Here is a 16,402-nt window from a genome sequence, read left to right as displayed (position 1 = left end):
TGGTTGACCCAAGGCATCTGTGATGAAATGCGACCCCAACCAATTTCGCGCCGCACCGCCATCACTTGCCGTGAAACCACGTCTGATCCGCCAACTGTTCCTGCCGCCGTTGATCATCGCCCTGATGATCGGCCTGGGTTATATCGGCTTCTGGGTCAGCGAGTACTACGGCATCCGCACCCTCAGCGATACCGGCGAACGCCAGCTGGAGCTGCATGCCCGCACCGTCGAAAGTGAACTGAGCAAATACACCTACCTGCCGAGCCTTCTGGAGTTGGAATCCAGCGTCTCCACGCTGCTGGCCGATCCGAACCAGGAAACCCGCAAGACCGTCAACGATTACCTCGAAGGCCTGAACCGACGCAGTCGCAGTCGGGCCATCTATGTGATGGACACCACCGGCCGCGTACTGGCCACCAGTAACTGGCGCGATGCCGACAGTTACCAGGGTGAAGACCTGTCCTTCCGCGCCTATTTCCAGAACGCCGTGCGCGGCCAGCCTGGCCGTTTCTATGGCATCGGCAGCACCAACGGCGAACCCGGCTACTACCTGGCCCACGGCCTCGAAGAGCACGGCAAGATCATCGGCGTCGCCGTGGTCAAGGTGCGCCTCGAAGCCCTGGAAGAACGCTGGCAACGCGCGCGCCTCGAAGCCTTTGTGAGCGACGAGAACGGCATCATCATCCTCTCCAGCGACCCGGCCCGCCGCCTCAAGGCCGTGCGCCCGCTGAGCGATGACACCAAGGATCGCCTGGCCCACAGCCTGCAATATTACTGGGCGACGCTCAACGAGCTGGAACCCCTGGCCCGCGAGCGTCTCAACGAAGGCACCGAGAAACTGACCTTCCCGGCCAACAGCGAAGTGGTCAACGACGAGCACGAAGTCAGCTACCTGGCGCAAACCCGCCCGCTGAATGACACGCCGTGGAATTTCACCCTGCTCACGCCGCTCAACGATCTACGCCGCGCCGCGATCAACCAGGGCATTTTGGTGGCCGTTGCGTTTGGCCTGGTGGCGTTTTTGCTGATCGCCTGGAACGAGCGGCGCAAGGTCATCGCCACCCGCCTCGCCGCGCGGGAAGCCTTGCAGGAAGCCAACAGCCAGTTGGAACGGCGGATCGCCGAGCGCACCGCCGACCTGCGCGCCAGCAACGAACGGCTCAAGGGCCAGATCCGCGAACGACGCCAGGCCGAAGAGACGCTGCGCCGCGCCCAGGATGAGCTGGTGCAGGCCGGCAAACTGGCGGCCATCGGCCAGATGTCCACCAGCATCGCCCACGAATTGAACCAGCCACTGGCGGCGCTGCGCACCTTGTCCGGCAATACCGTGCGCTTCCTGGAGCGCGGTGCCCTGGACACCGCCAGCGCCAACCTCAAGACCATCAACGAACTGATCGACCGCATGGGCCGCATCACCGCCAGCCTGCGCTCCTTCGCCCGCCGCGGCGATGACCAGGGCGAGGCCAGCCTGGCCAAAGCGGTCGACGCGGCTTTCCAGGTTCTCGGCGCACGCCTGGACAGCTTGCCACTGACCCTGCACCGCGACTTTTCCCCCGCCCAATTGCAAATCGACCAGACGCGCCTGGAGCAGATCCTGGTCAACCTGATCGGCAATGCCCTCGACGCCATGCAGGCCCAACCCACGCCCGAGCTGTGGCTGGAAGGCAGCAGCAGCGAGGGCAAATACCGCCTGCACGTGCGTGATAATGGTCACGGTATCGACGCCGAGGCGCGCAAACATTTGTTTGAACCGTTCTTCACCACCAAGCCCGGCGAGCAAGGCCTGGGCCTGGGCCTGACGCTGTCCGCCAGCCTCGCGGCGGCCACCGGCGGCAACCTTGCCGTGGAGCACCCGGTCAGTGGTGGAACGGCCTTTGTCTTGTGCCTGCCGTTGGCGGGCGCTCAAAAAGCTGAGTCGACATGAATACAGACGCTAAAGCCATCAAAGACGAGCTCACCGTGCTGATCGTCGAGGACGATCCCCATGTGCTGCTCGGCTGCCAGCAGGCCCTGGCCCTGGAAGACATTCCCAGCGTCGGCGTGGGCAGCGCTGAAGAAGCGTTGAAGCGCATCGGCGAGAACTTCGCCGGCATCGTGATCAGCGACATCCGCCTGCCAGGCATTGACGGCCTGGAGCTGCTCACCCGCCTCAAGGCCCTGGATAAAAGCCTGCCGGTGGTGCTGATCACCGGGCATGGCGATATCTCCATGGCCGTCGGCGCCATGCGCAACGGCGCCTATGACTTCATGGAAAAACCCTTCTCCCCCGAACGCCTGGTCGACGTGGCGCGCCGCGCCCTGGAGCAGCGCGGGCTGGCGCGGGAAGTCTGGTCGTTGCGCCGCCAATTGGCCGAGCGCGATTCACTGGAAGGCCGCATCATCGGCCGCTCGCCGGCCATGCAGAACCTGCGCGAGCTGATCGCCAACGTGGCCGACACCTCGGCCAACGTGCTGATCGAAGGCGAGACCGGCACCGGCAAGGAACTGGTCGCGCGCTGCCTGCATGATTTCAGCCGGCGTCACGCCCACCAGTTCGTCGCCCTGAACTGCGGCGGCCTGCCGGAGAACCTGTTCGAAAGCGAGATTTTCGGCCACGAAGCCAACGCCTTCACCGGCGCCGGCAAGCGCCGCATCGGCAAGATCGAACACGCCCACGAAGGCACGTTGTTCCTCGATGAAGTGGAAAGCATGCCGATCAACCTGCAGATCAAACTGCTGCGGGTGTTGCAGGAGCGCACCCTGGAGCGCCTGGGTTCGAACCAGAGCGTGGCGGTGGATTGCCGGGTGATCGCCGCCACCAAGTCCGACCTCGACGAACTGAGCCGTGCCAACCAGTTCCGCAGCGACTTGTACTACCGCCTCAACGTAGTGACCCTGGAACTGCCGCCGCTGCGCGAGCGCCGTGAAGACATCCTGCAACTGTTCGAACATTTCCTGCAGCAGTCGTCGCTGCGTTTCGACCGCAGTGTGCCGGAGCTGGACAACCAGACCCTGTCGAGCCTGATGAGCCACGACTGGCCGGGCAACGTGCGTGAGCTGCGCAACGTCGCCGAACGCTTCGCCCTCGGCCTGCCGGCGTTCAAGAAAAGCGGCGCCAGCAGCGGCAGCCAGGGCCTGGCCTTCACCGAAGCGGTGGAAGCCTTCGAACGCAACCTGCTCAACGATGCCTTGCAACGCAGCGGTGGCAACCTGACCCAGGCCAGCCAGGAACTGGGGATGGCCAAGACCACACTGTTCGACAAAGTCAAAAAATACGGGTTGAGCCACTGATGGATCTGCTATTGAAAGCCGCCCTGGGCGCGGCCGTGGTATTGATTCTGGCCGCGCTGGCCAAGACCAGGAATTACTACATCGCAGGCTTGGTGCCGCTGTTTCCGACCTTTGCCTTGATCGCCCACTACATCGTCGGCAAAGGCCGTTCGGTGGACGACTTGAAGACCACGATCCTGTTCGGGATGTGGTCGATCATTCCGTATTTTGTGTATTTGGCGACGCTGTATGTGATGGTCGATCGGATGCGGTTGGAAGCGTCACTCGCCGTGGCGGCAGTAGCATGGTTGATGGCCGCGACGGTGCTGGTCAGCGTGTGGGTCCGCGTTCACGCCTGATCAGCGCACGATCTTGTCGACCTGAATGCCCAGCTTCTTCAGCCGATACCAGAAGCTGCGCTCCGAAATGCCGATCTTCGCTGCCGCCGCCGCCTGCACGCCATTGCTCTCCTGCAACGCCGCGAGTATGTAGGCCTTCTCCACCTCCGCCAGCGCCGCATCCAGGTCCTGGGGAATGCCCGGCCCGTCGCTGAGGATCGCCGTCACACCGTCCTCGCTTGGCTTGGAAGCAAACAGGTAACCCGGCAAATCGATGTCCTCGATCACCGGCGACGCCGCCACGATGGTCGCGCGCTCTACGCAGTTCTGCAGTTCACGGATATTGCCTGGCCAGTGATACGCCGCCATGGCCTGCAACGCCTCCGGGCTGAAGCCGGTGATGCGTTTACCCGCTGTAGCGCTGAGGGTCTGGGCGAAGTGGCGGGCCAAGGGAGCGATGTCTTCCACCCGTTCGCGCAAGGACGGCAGGGGAATCGGGAACACGTTGAGGCGGTAGTACAGGTCTTCGCGAAATTCCTTGTTGGCCACCGCTTCCAGCAGATTTTTGTTGGTGGCGGCGATCACGCGCACATCGACCTTGCGTTCGCGGGGATCGCCCACCGGTTCGATCACCCGCTCCTGCAACGCGCGCAGGATCTTGGCCTGCAACGCCAGGGGCATGTCGCCCACTTCATCGAGAAAGAGCGTGCCCTTGTCGGCCTGTTGGAAGCGCCCTATCCGGTCAGCCACGGCGCCAGTAAACGCGCCTTTGCGATGGCCGAACATTTCGCTTTCCAGCAACCCTTCCGGAATGGCTGCGCAATTGACCGCCACGAAGGGTTTGTCGGCGCGACTGCCATGCTTGTGGATGGCACGGGCAACCATTTCCTTGCCGGTGCCGCTTTCGCCGGTCAGCAGGATGGTGGCGCTGCTGTCGCGCACCGAGTCCACCGCTTGCAGCACTTTGCGAAACGCCGGGCTGTCGCCCACCAGGCTGTCGAACTGGGCGTGTTCGTCCAGCTCGGCACGCATGCGTGCGTTGTCGCGCATGATGTCGCGAAATTGCAGGGCCTTGGCCACGGTGATGTCCAGCTCGTCGATATCGAACGGCTTGGCGATGTAGTCGTAGGCGCCGTTGCGCATCGACTGCACGGCGTTTTTCACCGTGCTGTAGGCGGTCATCACGATCACCGGCACATGGGGGTAGCGCACCTTGATCTCGGCCAGCAGCGCCGGCCCGTCCATGCCTGGCATGCGCCAGTCGCTGATCACCAGGTCGATGTCTTCCTGCTCCAGCACCTTGAGCGCGTGCAGGCCGTTGCCGGCGACAAACACCTGCACGTCGTTCTGGCCCAGGGCCGAGGCCAACAGGTCGCAGAGCTTGGGTTCGTCGTCGACTACCAGAATGTTATGCGTCATGACTGTCCTCGTCGTCTTCGCCACTCGCCGGAATGTACAGGCTGAAGGTGGCGCCGGCATCTTTCTCACTGGCACATTCGATGCTGCCGTCGTGACTTTCCATGATCGAATAGACTTTGGCCAGGCCCAATCCGGTGCCCGACGCCTTGGTGGTGACAAATGGCGTGAAGATGCGCTCGATCATGTCCGCCGGAATGCCTTGGCCGGTGTCAGTAATGCTGATCAGCGTGTTCTCGCCTTCCGTACGAATGCCCAAGGTCAGGCGCCCGCCTTCGGGCATCGCGTCGATGGCGTTGAGGATCAGGTTGAGGCACGCCTGCTTGAGCTGTTTGACATCCGCGTAAATCGTCGCTCCGGGTGCCTGGTCGTCGATGTGCGCGTCGATGTTATGGGTGGCCAGTTCCGGCGCGCAGAAGCCGAGGATTTCCTCCACCAGCGGGCGCGCCGGCAGCAACACGCGCAGAGGCGGGTTGGGCTTGGCAAAGTCGAGGAATTCGGTGATCAGGTCGTTGATACGGCTGACCTCGCTGACCACATATTCCAGATGACGCTTGTCGGTTTCCGCCAGGTCGGCGCGGCGGTGCAGCAGCTGCGTCGCCGTCTTGATGATGCCCAGCGGGTTGCGGATCTCATGGGCCAGGCCCATGGCGACTTCACCCAGGGCATGCAGGCGATCACGTCGACGCAGCTGGGCTTCAAGGTGATGCAACTCGCCAAGCCGCTCGGTCATATGGTTGAAGGTGCTGCTCAACTGCGCCAGTTCGTCGCCGCCGCTGACTACCACGCGGTGCGCGTAGTCGCCGGAAATCACCGCGCTCACGCCTTGGGACAGGTCCCGCAGCGGCTTGGTCAGGCGCCGCGATACCAACACCCCCGCCGCCAGCGACAGCGCCGAACTGAGCAGGAAAATCAGCACGAACAGATTGCTCTGGTTTACCAGCCCCACCAGGCTGGTGTGGCGCAGCAAGCCACTGAAGATCACACCTTGCAGCTCACCGGCATCGTTGAAGATCGGCCAATACAAGCCGCTGTAGTTGTTGGTGAACTGTTCGCTCGGCTGCTTGGTGCTGCGCATGGCGATTTCGACGTTCTTGGGGATGCGCGACGGGTGGTCTTCAAAGCGTTGGGTCGAGAATATCTCTGAGAAGCCATTGGGATTGGCCAGGTACAGGCGCAGGTCGAGGGAATGCACATCGGCCACGCTGGTGAGGAAACTGCTGTCCAGATAAGTGGCGACCAACAGCAGGTAATCGACACCGTCTTGGGTGGTTTCAAAAGTCGACACCACAACCCCCGTGCTCACCCCGGCCACCTGCACGGTCTGCAACACCGCGTTGCTGGTCAGGCTGATCTGCTTGACGATGTCGTCAGAGGCGGTGCTGAACACCAGCTTGTGGTCGCTCATACGGATCAGCGCCACCACGTCGATGTCGGTGGCGTCGGCAATGTCGGCGGTCAGGCGGTCGTGCTTGGCAGCTTGCCGGCTCGACGGCGGGCTGGTGTAGCGCAGGAACAGCTTGGCCATGCGCGCGTTGTCGTGAAGGATGTCGCCGATCTCATCCTTGACGATCTTGGTCGACTCCTGCAGCCAGATGCGCACGTTGCTGTCGAAGATCTGCGACAGCGTGGTGGCCGCCAGTTCGGCGGCGATCATGGTGGGGATCACACTGACCAACCAGAACGCCAGCACCAGCTTGCGCTGGACGCTCCAGCGCGAAATGGCAAAGGGGCGGGCTTTCTGGCGGGTCTTGGTGATCATCAGGTTTCGCTTATCGCAGCAGCCATGGCAGGGTCGGAACGATCCGGTCGAATAAACAGTTTTACAAGCTTGAGCAGGCCGTTGACCAGCCGGTTGCGGTGGCGGAAAAACACGCTGTTGCCCTGGAACTCGCAGCCCAGGCGCAGCTTACTGGCATACCCGGCCTGGCCGCACTCATACACGGCAATATTGTGTTGAATACAGTAGTCGACATTGGTCAGCCAGCTACGGAAGTACAGGTTGTAGTCACGGGTGAATTCCACGTCATGCCCGAAAAACTTGTCCACCAGCCGGTGCTCGTCCACCAGGATCAGGTTGAACGCCACCAGTTGCTCGTCCACCCAGTAAAGAACACAGACCGCCCGCTCATCAAGGCGTTCGAGCACACCGGTGAAGTAACCGGCGGGCAGCCGCTCGAACTGCAACTCGGCACGCGTGAGCGTGGCCTCGTACAGGCGCATGACCTCGGGCAGCACGTCGTCGATATTGCGCCGCCACTCCACTCGCGGCCCCGGCGCGCGCAGTTTGCGGCGCAGGTCCTTGCGTGTGGATTTGCCCAGGGACCCCAGGTAGGCATCCACCGAGCCGTAGGGCAGCGGCAACACGCCCGTGGGCAAGCTCGGCATGCTCTGGAAGCCCGCCGCGCGGCAACTTTCGACCCAGTGCGGGTCTTTGCTCGGTGCGTCCTTGACCGCTACCAGGCCGATACCGAAGTCATCGGCATCCTGGCGCGCGGCTTCCAAAAGGTGCTTGAGCAGCAGCGGACGTCGTGTATCCGCCACACTGCTGGCAAAACCAACGTCGCAGCGCTCCGCCACCGGGGAGCCGAGGGCATACAGGCCCAGTTGCAAAAGCCCCGGCCACAGTCGCTCCACACGCTCGGTCAAGCGTTTGCCGGCGCCCGACACCGTGGTGTCGAGGCGATAATGGGTGATGAACGCGGCCGCCACAGCCACCAGCGTTCCATCTTCGTAAACCGCCAGGTAACGCCACTGAAAATCATCGATAGCGGCGTTTTCCACGGCGACGTAATAGTCCCAGTCCTCCAGGGCACCCGGGAAACAGTCGTTCCAGGCACTGCGCTGGAGGGCCCGGATGGTCGGGAAGGCTTGGGCGGTAATCACAAGGGTTTCCTTAAGGCTCAAGCCCGCTGTCGATAATCTTGTGGGGCCGGAATGGACTCGGCATGCTGCCCGACAAACTCCGCGCTCAACTCGATCACCCGGCGGTATTGCAAGTCGACGGTGATCATGTGGTAGCAGTTGTCCAGCAGGATCTTGGTCACCGGGCCACCGAGGTGGCGTTCCACATAGTCAGCGTTCCAACGGCTGGTGATGTCGTCCTCGATGGAGTGCAACACCAACGCCGGCACCTTGACCTGCGGCATGCGCTTCTTGACCACGGCGTTCATCCGGTGCAGCTCGCGCACGGTGATGCCCTCCATGGTCAGCAAGCCCGCCTCGCTGCTCTCGCCCTCTTTCATCTGCCGCTCGACGATGCCGCGCAGGCGTTCATTCTTGATGCCGTACGGCGGCTTCTCTTCGAAGCGGCAGATGTGCACGCCGAAGGGGATTTTCATCAGCAACGGCGTGAGGAACGCCAGCTTGTTGATACTCCAACCGTCGTACTTCAGAGTGGTGGAATACATCAGCAGCCCAGCGACTTGCCCAGGATGCTCGGCGGCCACGTACATCGACATCACCGCGCCCATGGACAAACCACCGACAAACACCTGCTCATGGCGCTGTTTCACACCGACGAACGTCTTGCGCACGCCTTCGTACCAGTCGCGCCAGCCGGTGGCTTGCAGGTCGCTGTTGTCCCCGCAGTGCCCGGCCAGGGTGGGCACGTACACCGTGCAATTGCCCACCTTGGCCAGGCCCTTGGCGACCTGGCGCAATTCCGTCGGGGTGCCGGTCAGGCCGTGGATCAACAGGATCCCGACCGGACCATCACCGAGAACGAAGCCGGCAGTACCTTCACCGAGGTCGATCTCTGCCGTTTTCACCGGTTGGTCGCCCGCACCAGCAGTTGCTCAAGCAGCTTCAGGCCCAGTTCGATTTCCGGGTAGCTGATTTCCAGGGACGGTGCCAGGGTGATCACGTTTTTGTAGTAACCGCCCACGTCGAGGATCAGGCCGAGTTTCTGACCGTCCACCACCATGTCGCCCTTCATGCCTTCTTCGACCATGTAGTCCAGGGTCGCCTTGTCCGGCGTAAAACCATCCGGGCCGCAGATTTCGCAGCGCAGGGCCAGGCCCAGGCCGTCGACGTCGCCGATGATCGGGAAACGCTTCTGCAGGTCTTGCAGGCCTTCGAGGAAGAACTTGCCCTTGGCCATGACCATCGCGCCGTAGTCGACTTCGTTGGTCATCTTGAACATTTCCAGGCCTACCGCCGTGCCCAATGGGTTGGAGGCGAAGGTGGAGTGGGTCGAACCAGGTGGGAAGATCTTCGGGTTGATCAACTCTTCACGGGCCCAGATGCCGCCCAGTGGGTTGAGGCCGTTGGTCAGCGCCTTGCCGAACACAATCACGTCCGGTTGCACGTCGAAGTGCTCGATCGACCACAGTTTGCCGGTGCGGTAGAAGCCCATCTGGATCTCGTCGGAGACCATCAGGATGCCGTGCTGATCCAGCACATGCTTCAACTCGCGGTAGAAGTTCATCGGCGGGATCACGTAGCCGCCAGTGCCCTGGATCGGCTCGACGTAGAACGCAGCGTATTCGCTGGAACCGACTTTCGGGTCCCACACACCGTTGTATTCGGTCTCGAACAGGCGGGCGAATTGCTGCACGCAGTGGCTGCCGTACTCTTCCTTGGTCATGCCTTTAGGGCCACGGAAGTGATACGGGAACGGGATGAACTGCGCGCGCTCGCCGAAGTGGCCGTAGCGCCGACGGTAGCGGTAACTGGAGGTGATCGACGACGCGCCGAGGGTACGCCCGTGGTAGCCGCCTTCGAAGGCGAACATCAGGCTCTTGCCGTTGGTGGCGTTACGCACCACCTTCAGGGAGTCTTCGATGGACTGCGAACCGCCGACGTTGAAGTGCACGCGACCGTCGAGGCCGAATTTCTTCTTGGCGTCGACCGCGATCATTTCCGACAGCTCGATCTTGCCCTTGTGCAGGTACTGGCTGGCGATCTGCGGCAGGGTGTCGATCTGCTGTTTCAGCGCGTTGTTGAGGCGCGGGTTGGCGTAGCCGAAGTTGACCGCCGAGTACCACATCTGCAGGTCAAGGTAGGCCTGGTCTTCGGTGTCCCACACGTAGGAGCCTTCGCAACGGCTGAAAATGCGCGGCGGCTCGATGTAGTGGACGGTGTCGCCGTAGGAGCAGTATTTGGCTTCTTTATCGAGAAGGATCTGGTCTTCGGCGGTAGCGATACGGATATCAGACATGGTGGAAGAGTTCCTGATTGTCAGCAGCAGTAAAGGAGGTAGCGTTGGCGGCGATGCCTTGTGGCAGTCGGGCCAGCAACGCAGGCAGTTCGGCAAAGGTGTCGAAGCGTGCGTGAGGAATGTTGTTGGCTTCGCAGTACTTGGCGAGGCTGCCCTTGGCGAACACGAAGTCGGCGGTGGACGCCACGCACATGTCGGACTTGCCGTCGCCGATCACCAGCACGCGCTTGTTGCGCGGCGTGGACTTGCACTTGCAGTTGCCGGAGGCGGCGCGGCAGGCGTCGCTGGAATACGGGAAGTCGATGCGCCAGCTGTTCTGGTCGACTTGGCGCAGGCGGTTGGCGAGGATCGGCAGCAAGGTCACGTAGTTGCGCGACAGGATCCGCGCAATGCCCTGCTCGATGCCGTCGCTGACCACTTCGATGGTTGCGCCCAGGCCCATGACGTGGTCGACGAAGTCCGGGAAGTCCGGGTCGATCTCGACGCTGTCGAAATACGCCAGCAGTTCGGAGGGGGTCGCCTTGATCAGCGCCAGTTGGCGGCTCAGGCATTCGCGTGAACCGATATGCCCATCCAGCCATTCCTGTTCGATGGTTTCCCACTCGGGGCCGGCGAAGCGTTGGAGGACGTTGTCGATGACATCGGTGGGGGTAATGGTCCCGTCGAAGTCACACACGATATGCCAGTGGATCATCGTTGTTTACCTTGGAGGAGCGCGCTGTGTGCGCTTGCAACAAGGGGTAGAGCAGGGAGTGTGCCAACTGGCCAACAGCCAGCGGGGCTGGGGCTTTGCCTGGCATGGCGGGCAATTTGTGTCCCAGGAGCTACAATTTTTGTAGCTTGCTACAAACAAGATGAGTGCTTGCGTGGAAAGGATGCTTTGCGCGTTCATGCGCGCATATTCAATCAAGGAACTGTGACCATGTTGAGGATCACATGCGCTGCATTCGCCGGTTTGCTTGGCCTGTGGGGCTTTTCAAACGCTGCTGTGGCCGAGGGCATCACCGGTGAAGTGGGCGCGGGCGTCAGTTATCAGCCCCATGACCCTACCGGCAGCCGCTACGAAACGCGGCCCGTTCCCTATTTCGACCTGGACTGGGGCGATGTCAGCCTGAGCACCGATGACGGCTTGACCTGGAGCGCACTCAGCACCCAAGGCCTGACCGCCGGCCCCTACATCAATTACCTGTCGGGCCGCACGTCCAATGGCGATCTCCAGGGCCTGCGCAATGTGTCGGACATGGCGGAAGTCGGTGGTTTCATCCAATACGCCCCGGCTGATTTCTGGCGGGTCTACGCGCAATTGGGGCAAGCCGTGGGCGGGGGGCATTCGCAGAGCGGTGCCCTGGGCAAAGTCGGCGGCGAACTGGGCTACCCCCTGGGTGGCGGGATTATCGGCAGCAGCGGCCTGGTCGCGCATTTCGCCGATGCGCGCCAGACCAACACGTTTTTCGGCGTGGATGACAACGAGGCCGCCGCCACCGGCTTTCGCCCCTACAACGCCAACGGCGGCTTCCAGAACCTGACGCTGACGCAGAGTTTCGAGTTTCCCCTGGCCGAAAAATGGTCGCTGCTGACCAGCGCCAGTTGGGTTCACCTGGTCGGCTCGGCGGCCGACAGCAGCATCGTGCGGCAGACCGGCGACGTGAACCAGGGCCAGGTGCAGACGGCCATCAGCTACAAGTTCGATTAGGTTGGTCTGGGGTTTGCAATGAGGTCCTGGAATCCATTTTTCCAGGACACTCTTCATGGCTCGCCCCGCTTACCGCCTGTTGCATCATTCGCTGTGGGACCTGATCCCCATTGCCCTGGGCCTGGCGCATTTCGCCTTTGTCATTTGGCTGGTCACCGCCTTCCATAGTCTGAGCTGGTGGGCGCTGGTGCCTCTGGCGCTGGTCTATGCGATCAGCCTGTCGTGGAGCATCAACAGCATCTCCCACAACCAGATCCACAACGCCTACTTCACGCATCGCGCGATGAACCGGGCGTTCGATCTGCTGCTGTCGGTGACCATCGGCTTTTCCCAGACGCTCTACCGCGACATCCATAACCGCCATCACCGTGGCAACGCCGACCTGCCGGGCCCGGACGGTAAAACCATTGACCCGCTGTCGATCTACCAGCGCGGCCACAATGGCCAGCCGGAAAACCCGTGGGCTTATACTTTCCTGAGTTTTTTCCGCGACGATCCCAAGCCGTTCTATGACGAGATGAAGCGCAAGCGCCCTGCGGATGCGCGTTGGGTCAAAGTTGAGATCGGCGTGACGGTGGCGTTCTATATCGCCCTGGCGTTCTACAACTGGCAGGCGGTGTTGTGGCTGTTGCCGTTCTGGTACCTGGGCCAGTGCCTGTCATCGCTCAATGGCTACTACGAACACTTCGGCGGCAACCCGGACCTGCCGATCGCCTGGGGCGTGAGTTCCTACAGCGTGCTATACAACCTGATCTGGATGAACAACGGCTATCACGCCGAGCACCATTACCGGCCGAAGATGCACTGGACCCATGTGAAGGCGTTTCATCGGGAGATTGCCGAGCAGCAGCGTGAGGCGGGGGTCAAGCAGCTCCCGGTGTCACACGGGTTGGGCTTTCTGGTAGCGCACCGCAACAACTAGGGCTGAAACCGGGATTTTGTGGTGAGCGAGCTTGCCTCGCGCGGGGCAAGCCCGCTCACCACAAAAATCAAATCGAACCAGACCAAAGTGATCAGTTTTCTTCGCCTTCTGCCAGGAGGGCGATACCACCGATAATCACCGCCACCCCCACCCAGTGCAGCGGGCTGATATGTTCCCCCAGCCCCAGCCACGACCCCAGCAACACCACCACAAACACCAGTGAACTCAGCGGAAACGCCAGGGACAGGCTGCTGCGCCGCAGGATCAGCATCCACACGAAAAACGCGCCGATGTAGCTGGCGATGGCCGCCAGAATCCCAGGGTTGCGCGCCACGTCCGCCAGCCATTGCCAGCTCAAATCCATCTGCCCCAGTTGATCCCCAGCCACTTTGGTAAACAACTGGCCGGCGCTTTCGGTACAGATCAACAAGGCCCACAGCACCACCGTGCCGAGGCGCCCGTGCAGCCATCCATTATTCATCGTTTGCGTACTCATGCCTGACTCCCTGCAATGGCTACCAACATCACGCCTAAGGTAATCACCAGCGTGCCCAGCCAGCGGCGGCGGCTGACGGTTTCGCCCAGCACCACCTTGCCCGCCAGCACCACGCCGCAATAAGCCAGCGCAGCGGCCGGGAACAACAGGCTCAACGGCGCACGGGACAAGGCTTCGAGCCACACGAAGAACTCAATGGCATAGGCACCGATCCCGGCCCACAACAACGGCGCATTGAACACCTGGCCCCAGAACGCATTCAGGCGAAAACCGCCGTCCAGTTCAGGCAAACGGTCGAGGCCGATCTTGAAACACAACTGGCCGATCACATCGAGCACGATGGAAAACGCCACCAGCAACACCACGGTCAACGTCACGGGAACAGCTCCTCAAACAGGTCGATCAAGGCTTCATTGGTGGCCGCGTTGCGCTGCAGGTCTTCCGCGCTCCAACGCTCAGGCGGTGGCTGGTCGGACTTGGCCTCCCAACGCTTGAACGCGTTGCTGAAGGCGGGCGTGGCGAACTCGCCGCACACGTCGATGCCGATGATGCGTTTGCGCGCTGCCAAGGCCCGCAGGGCTTGCAGCAGATGGGTCAGGCGCATGCCGCCCTGGTCCCAGTTGGTGGCCGCGTCTTCGCTGGCGAGCACGTCTTTGTCGATGGTGATCCAGATCGCTTCGGTGGGCAGGCTGGTGATCATCTGATCGAGGAATTGCGCCCAATCCAGCTCGGCCAGGTTGCGCCAGTACAGGTGGTTTTCCTGCTGCTGGTGACCGGCGCCATCCCCTACCCGGCCCCAGACTTTCGACGGTGGATGCTGCCAGGGAAACAGTTGCAAGTGCCCGCGCTTGAGCGCGCCGAGGTTGCCGCCGCGCAGTTGCGGGTTGTGCAGGTCGTCGCTGCACGGGCCAAGGGTGACGATGCGCTTGATCGCCGGCATCTTCAGCGCGCGGTTGACCCACGAACCACAGTGACGCTTGGGCGCAAAGCGCACCCAGTCGGGGTGATTGTCGAAGTGGATCAGGCTGATGGGTTCTTTCAGGTCGGCGAGAAAGGCTGGCGTGAGGTGGTGATAGTCGCCGGAGCCGACAAACAGGATTTCCGGGCGCGCATCGGTGGGCCGGGGCCGTTGGGCCAGGCGTTCGGCGAAGCGCTTCCAGGTTTTTTCGGTGGACCACAGGCGCAGCTTGGGGCCCAGGTCCAGCAGGTCGATACGCGTGGCACGGCCGCTGGCCAGACGCCGGGCAATCGGTGCCTGGCCGGTGAGGCTGTGGTCGAGGTCAAGAATGTTCAAGGTAATGTTTCACCCCTAATGGCAGCGCCCATCCGGTACCGGATGGGCTTTAGGGGGTCAATGCAAGGGACGGGCCAGCGCTTAGCCTTTGGCCTCTTGGATGATCTGGCGGATCGCCCCCACAAAGGCTTCCGCCGGCTGGCCGCCGCTGACGGCGTACTGGTCGTTGAACACGATGGTCGGCACCGAGGTCACGCCACGGGAGATCCACAGTTGCTCTTGCTCGCGCACTTCAGCGGCGTATTCATCGGAGGCGAGAATCTCGGCCGCACGCTGGATATCCAGGCCGACGCTTTCGGCGATCATCGCCAGGGTGGCGTGATCGGACGGGTCCTGGCCATCAGTGAAATACGCCTTGAACAGCGCTTCCTTGAGGTTGTACTGCAAGCCTTCCAGCCCGGCCCAATGCAGCAGGCGATGCGCGTCGAAGGTGTTGTAGATGCGGCTTTGGCCGTCGGTGCGGAACGAGAAGCCCAACCCGGCGCCCAGGTCGCGGATACGCTCGCGGTTGGCCTGGGATTGCTCGGCGGTGGAACCGTACTTTTCGGTGATGTGCTCGACGATGTTCTGACCGATGGCAGGCATGTTCGGGTTCAACTCGAACGGCTGGAAATGGATCTCGGCCTGCACCTCGGCGCCCAGTTGGTCGAGGGCCTCAGTCAGGCCACGCAGGCCGATGATGCACCAGGGGCAGGACACGTCGCTGACGAAATCGATTTTCAGGGGAGTACTCATGACAGGCAACCTCGCAGGCGCAAATGGGCCACAAAGGTTGCACGATACACCAATGTCACAACACCTTCGAAGGCTCGCCCAGGTCAATCTGCGCCCAATGCGCCGCGTCTTCGCGATGGGCTTGCAGGTACGGCAACACCGCCGTCAGCAGCGGCGCCTTGAACGCTTCCTGGAAACGATGGGCCATGCCGGGAATCAGCTTCAACTGGCTGCCCTGGATATGCGCCGCGAGGTGCACGCCATGCATCACCGGCAACAGCGGGTCGGCGGTGCCGTGCACCACCAGGGTCGGTACGCGCAGTTGGTTGAGCAACGGTACGCGGCTCGGCTCGGCGAGGATCGCCATGATCTGGCGCTTCACGCCGTCCGGGTTGAAGGCGCGGTCGTAGGACAGCGCCGCCTGGTGCAACAGCGCCTGGCGATCATCCGTCACGTTCGGGCTGCCTAGGGCCGCCAGCAGATCGGCCTGCTGTTCCAGGGCCACTTCACGGTTTGGAGCGCTGCGCCGCGACAGCAGTTGCACCAACGCCGCATTCGGCGCCGGCAAGCCTTCGGCGCCGGAGCTGGTCATGATCAGCGTAAGGCTCTCGACCCGCTGCGGCGCCATGGCCGCCAGGTGCTGGGCGATCATGCCGCCCATGCTCGCGCCCAGCACGTGGAACTGCTGGATCTGCAGGGCGTCCATCAAGCCGATGGCGTCGTCAGCCATGTCGGTCAGCGTGTAGGGCGCCGCCACCGGCAGGCCGAGCTTGTAGCGCAGCACTTCAAAGGTCAGGTTGGCATTGGCCGGTGCCTGGCGCCACGTGGACAGGCCGACGTCACGGTTGTCGTAGCGGATCACCCGAAAACCCTGTTGGCACAGGGCGACCACCACTTCATCCGGCCAGTGGATCAACTGCCCGCCCAGCCCCATCACCAGCAGCAACGCCGGATCGGACGCACGGCCGATGCTCTGGTAGGCGATGCTAACCTGATCCAGGTCGACCGTTTGGGTCGGGACATTGACATCACATCGAGAAGCCGCAAAAGACGGCAGGCCGAACAACAGAGCGGCCAGTAAAAGCAACACGCGCATGAAAAACACCGAAACGCAGAACC

General features: G+C 62.3%; 16 protein-coding genes. 5 read left to right on the top strand and 11 right to left on the bottom strand.

All coding sequences use genetic code 11. From position 1 onward, the window contains the following. The first annotated feature begins 22 nt into the window (after window positions 1-22). The 3 genes from H096_RS01450 to H096_RS01440 are packed head-to-tail and all read left to right on the top strand — an operon-like array spanning window position 23 to window position 3,608. On the top strand, window positions 23-1,924 hold the full coding sequence (locus H096_RS01450) for a sensor histidine kinase (RefSeq protein WP_033896403.1): 1,902 nt from the start codon (window positions 23-25) through the stop codon (window positions 1,922-1,924). Continuing rightward, window positions 1,921-3,270 (top strand): sigma-54 dependent transcriptional regulator, encoded by a 1,350-nt coding sequence (locus tag H096_RS01445; RefSeq protein WP_016977477.1) that lies wholly within the window; start codon window positions 1,921-1,923, stop codon window positions 3,268-3,270. Before H096_RS01450 ends, H096_RS01445 begins: the two co-directional genes overlap by 4 nt. Continuing rightward, complete coding sequence (locus H096_RS01440) at window positions 3,270-3,608, top strand: GlpM family protein (RefSeq protein WP_033896402.1); 339 nt, start codon at window positions 3,270-3,272, stop codon at window positions 3,606-3,608. The genes H096_RS01445 and H096_RS01440 overlap by 1 nt, the downstream gene beginning before the upstream one ends. On the opposite strand, the gene H096_RS01435 is transcribed toward H096_RS01440, so the two are convergent. The 6 genes from H096_RS01435 to H096_RS01410 are packed head-to-tail and all read right to left on the bottom strand — an operon-like array spanning window position 3,609 to window position 10,858. Then, on the bottom strand, window positions 3,609-5,006 hold the full coding sequence (locus H096_RS01435) for a sigma-54 dependent transcriptional regulator (protein ID WP_033896401.1): 1,398 nt from the start codon (window positions 5,004-5,006) through the stop codon (window positions 3,609-3,611). Beyond that, entirely contained in the window at window positions 4,996-6,765 is a 1,770-nt protein-coding gene (locus tag H096_RS01430) for a HAMP domain-containing sensor histidine kinase (RefSeq protein ID WP_033896400.1), read from the bottom strand. Before H096_RS01430 ends, H096_RS01435 begins: the two co-directional genes overlap by 11 nt. After that, entirely contained in the window at window positions 6,765-7,889 is a 1,125-nt protein-coding gene (locus H096_RS01425; RefSeq protein ID WP_033896399.1) for a GNAT family N-acetyltransferase, read from the bottom strand. Before H096_RS01425 ends, H096_RS01430 begins: the two co-directional genes overlap by 1 nt. Window positions 7,890-7,906: 17 nt before the next feature. Next, entirely contained in the window at window positions 7,907-8,773 is an 867-nt protein-coding gene (locus tag H096_RS01420) for an alpha/beta fold hydrolase (RefSeq protein ID WP_033896398.1), read from the bottom strand. Next, entirely contained in the window at window positions 8,770-10,164 is a 1,395-nt protein-coding gene (locus H096_RS01415; protein ID WP_016977483.1) for an aminotransferase class III-fold pyridoxal phosphate-dependent enzyme, read from the bottom strand. The genes H096_RS01420 and H096_RS01415 overlap by 4 nt, the downstream gene beginning before the upstream one ends. Beyond that, a complete protein-coding gene (locus H096_RS01410) occupies window positions 10,157-10,858 on the bottom strand; it encodes an MtnX-like HAD-IB family phosphatase (protein ID WP_033896397.1) in 702 nt (233 codons plus the stop codon). The genes H096_RS01415 and H096_RS01410 overlap by 8 nt, the downstream gene beginning before the upstream one ends. A 228-nt stretch (window positions 10,859-11,086) precedes the next feature. Here H096_RS01410 and H096_RS01405 point away from each other — a divergent pair, with 228 nt between their 5' ends. Continuing rightward, window positions 11,087-11,857 (top strand): MipA/OmpV family protein, encoded by a 771-nt coding sequence (locus H096_RS01405; protein WP_033896396.1) that lies wholly within the window; start codon window positions 11,087-11,089, stop codon window positions 11,855-11,857. A gap of 55 nt (window positions 11,858-11,912) precedes the next feature. Continuing rightward, window positions 11,913-12,779, top strand: coding sequence for a fatty acid desaturase (locus H096_RS01400; RefSeq protein WP_033896395.1), 867 nt, complete (start codon window positions 11,913-11,915; stop codon window positions 12,777-12,779). Between the two features lie 91 nt (window positions 12,780-12,870). Here H096_RS01400 and H096_RS01395 read toward each other — a convergent pair whose 3' ends face one another. The 5 genes from H096_RS01395 to H096_RS01375 form a co-directional block, all read right to left on the bottom strand. After that, window positions 12,871-13,275, bottom strand: coding sequence for an EamA family transporter (locus H096_RS01395; RefSeq protein WP_033896394.1), 405 nt, complete (start codon window positions 13,273-13,275; stop codon window positions 12,871-12,873). Next, window positions 13,272-13,652, bottom strand: a complete 381-nt coding sequence (locus tag H096_RS01390) for a transporter (protein ID WP_010212789.1) — start codon at window positions 13,650-13,652, stop codon at window positions 13,272-13,274. Before H096_RS01390 ends, H096_RS01395 begins: the two co-directional genes overlap by 4 nt. Continuing rightward, window positions 13,649-14,569 carry an arginase gene (locus H096_RS01385; protein WP_033896393.1) on the bottom strand — a complete coding sequence of 307 codons (921 nt, stop codon included), beginning with the start codon at window positions 14,567-14,569 and terminating at the stop codon, window positions 13,649-13,651. The genes H096_RS01390 and H096_RS01385 overlap by 4 nt, the downstream gene beginning before the upstream one ends. 81 nt (window positions 14,570-14,650) lie before the next feature. After that, on the bottom strand, window positions 14,651-15,304 hold the full coding sequence (locus H096_RS01380; RefSeq protein ID WP_033896392.1) for a DsbA family oxidoreductase: 654 nt from the start codon (window positions 15,302-15,304) through the stop codon (window positions 14,651-14,653). A gap of 55 nt (window positions 15,305-15,359) precedes the next feature. Continuing rightward, complete coding sequence (locus tag H096_RS01375) at window positions 15,360-16,379, bottom strand: alpha/beta hydrolase (RefSeq protein WP_033896391.1); 1,020 nt, start codon at window positions 16,377-16,379, stop codon at window positions 15,360-15,362. Window positions 16,380-16,402: the final 23 nt, after the last annotated feature.

This window comes from Pseudomonas sp. FH1 (assembly GCF_000510895.2).
GTDB classification, from domain to species: Bacteria; Pseudomonadota; Gammaproteobacteria; order Pseudomonadales; family Pseudomonadaceae; genus Aquipseudomonas; species Aquipseudomonas azotoformans_A.
Note: the sequence above shows the minus strand (reverse complement) of the source record. Positions and strands in the feature narration are given on the sequence as shown.

Bases quoted from the DNA above. Each gene is read 5' to 3' on its own strand.
- H096_RS01450 (WP_033896403.1), top strand. From the start codon at position 23: ATGAAATGCGACCCCAACCAATTTCGCGCCGCACCGCCATCACTTGCC.
- H096_RS01445 (WP_016977477.1), top strand. From the start codon at position 1,921: ATGAATACAGACGCTAAAGCCATCAAAGACGAGCTCACCGTGCTGATC.
- H096_RS01440 (WP_033896402.1), top strand. From the start codon at position 3,270: ATGGATCTGCTATTGAAAGCCGCCCTGGGCGCGGCCGTGGTATTGATT.
- H096_RS01435 (WP_033896401.1), bottom strand. From the start codon at position 5,006: ATGACGCATAACATTCTGGTAGTCGACGACGAACCCAAGCTCTGCGAC.
- H096_RS01430 (WP_033896400.1), bottom strand. From the start codon at position 6,765: ATGATCACCAAGACCCGCCAGAAAGCCCGCCCCTTTGCCATTTCGCGC.
- H096_RS01415 (WP_016977483.1), bottom strand. From the start codon at position 10,164: ATGTCTGATATCCGTATCGCTACCGCCGAAGACCAGATCCTTCTCGAT.
- H096_RS01410 (WP_033896397.1), bottom strand. From the start codon at position 10,858: ATGATCCACTGGCATATCGTGTGTGACTTCGACGGGACCATTACCCCC.
- H096_RS01405 (WP_033896396.1), top strand. From the start codon at position 11,087: ATGTTGAGGATCACATGCGCTGCATTCGCCGGTTTGCTTGGCCTGTGG.
- H096_RS01400 (WP_033896395.1), top strand. From the start codon at position 11,913: ATGGCTCGCCCCGCTTACCGCCTGTTGCATCATTCGCTGTGGGACCTG.
- H096_RS01395 (WP_033896394.1), bottom strand. From the start codon at position 13,275: ATGAGTACGCAAACGATGAATAATGGATGGCTGCACGGGCGCCTCGGC.
- H096_RS01380 (WP_033896392.1), bottom strand. From the start codon at position 15,304: ATGAGTACTCCCCTGAAAATCGATTTCGTCAGCGACGTGTCCTGCCCC.
- H096_RS01375 (WP_033896391.1), bottom strand. From the start codon at position 16,379: ATGCGCGTGTTGCTTTTACTGGCCGCTCTGTTGTTCGGCCTGCCGTCT.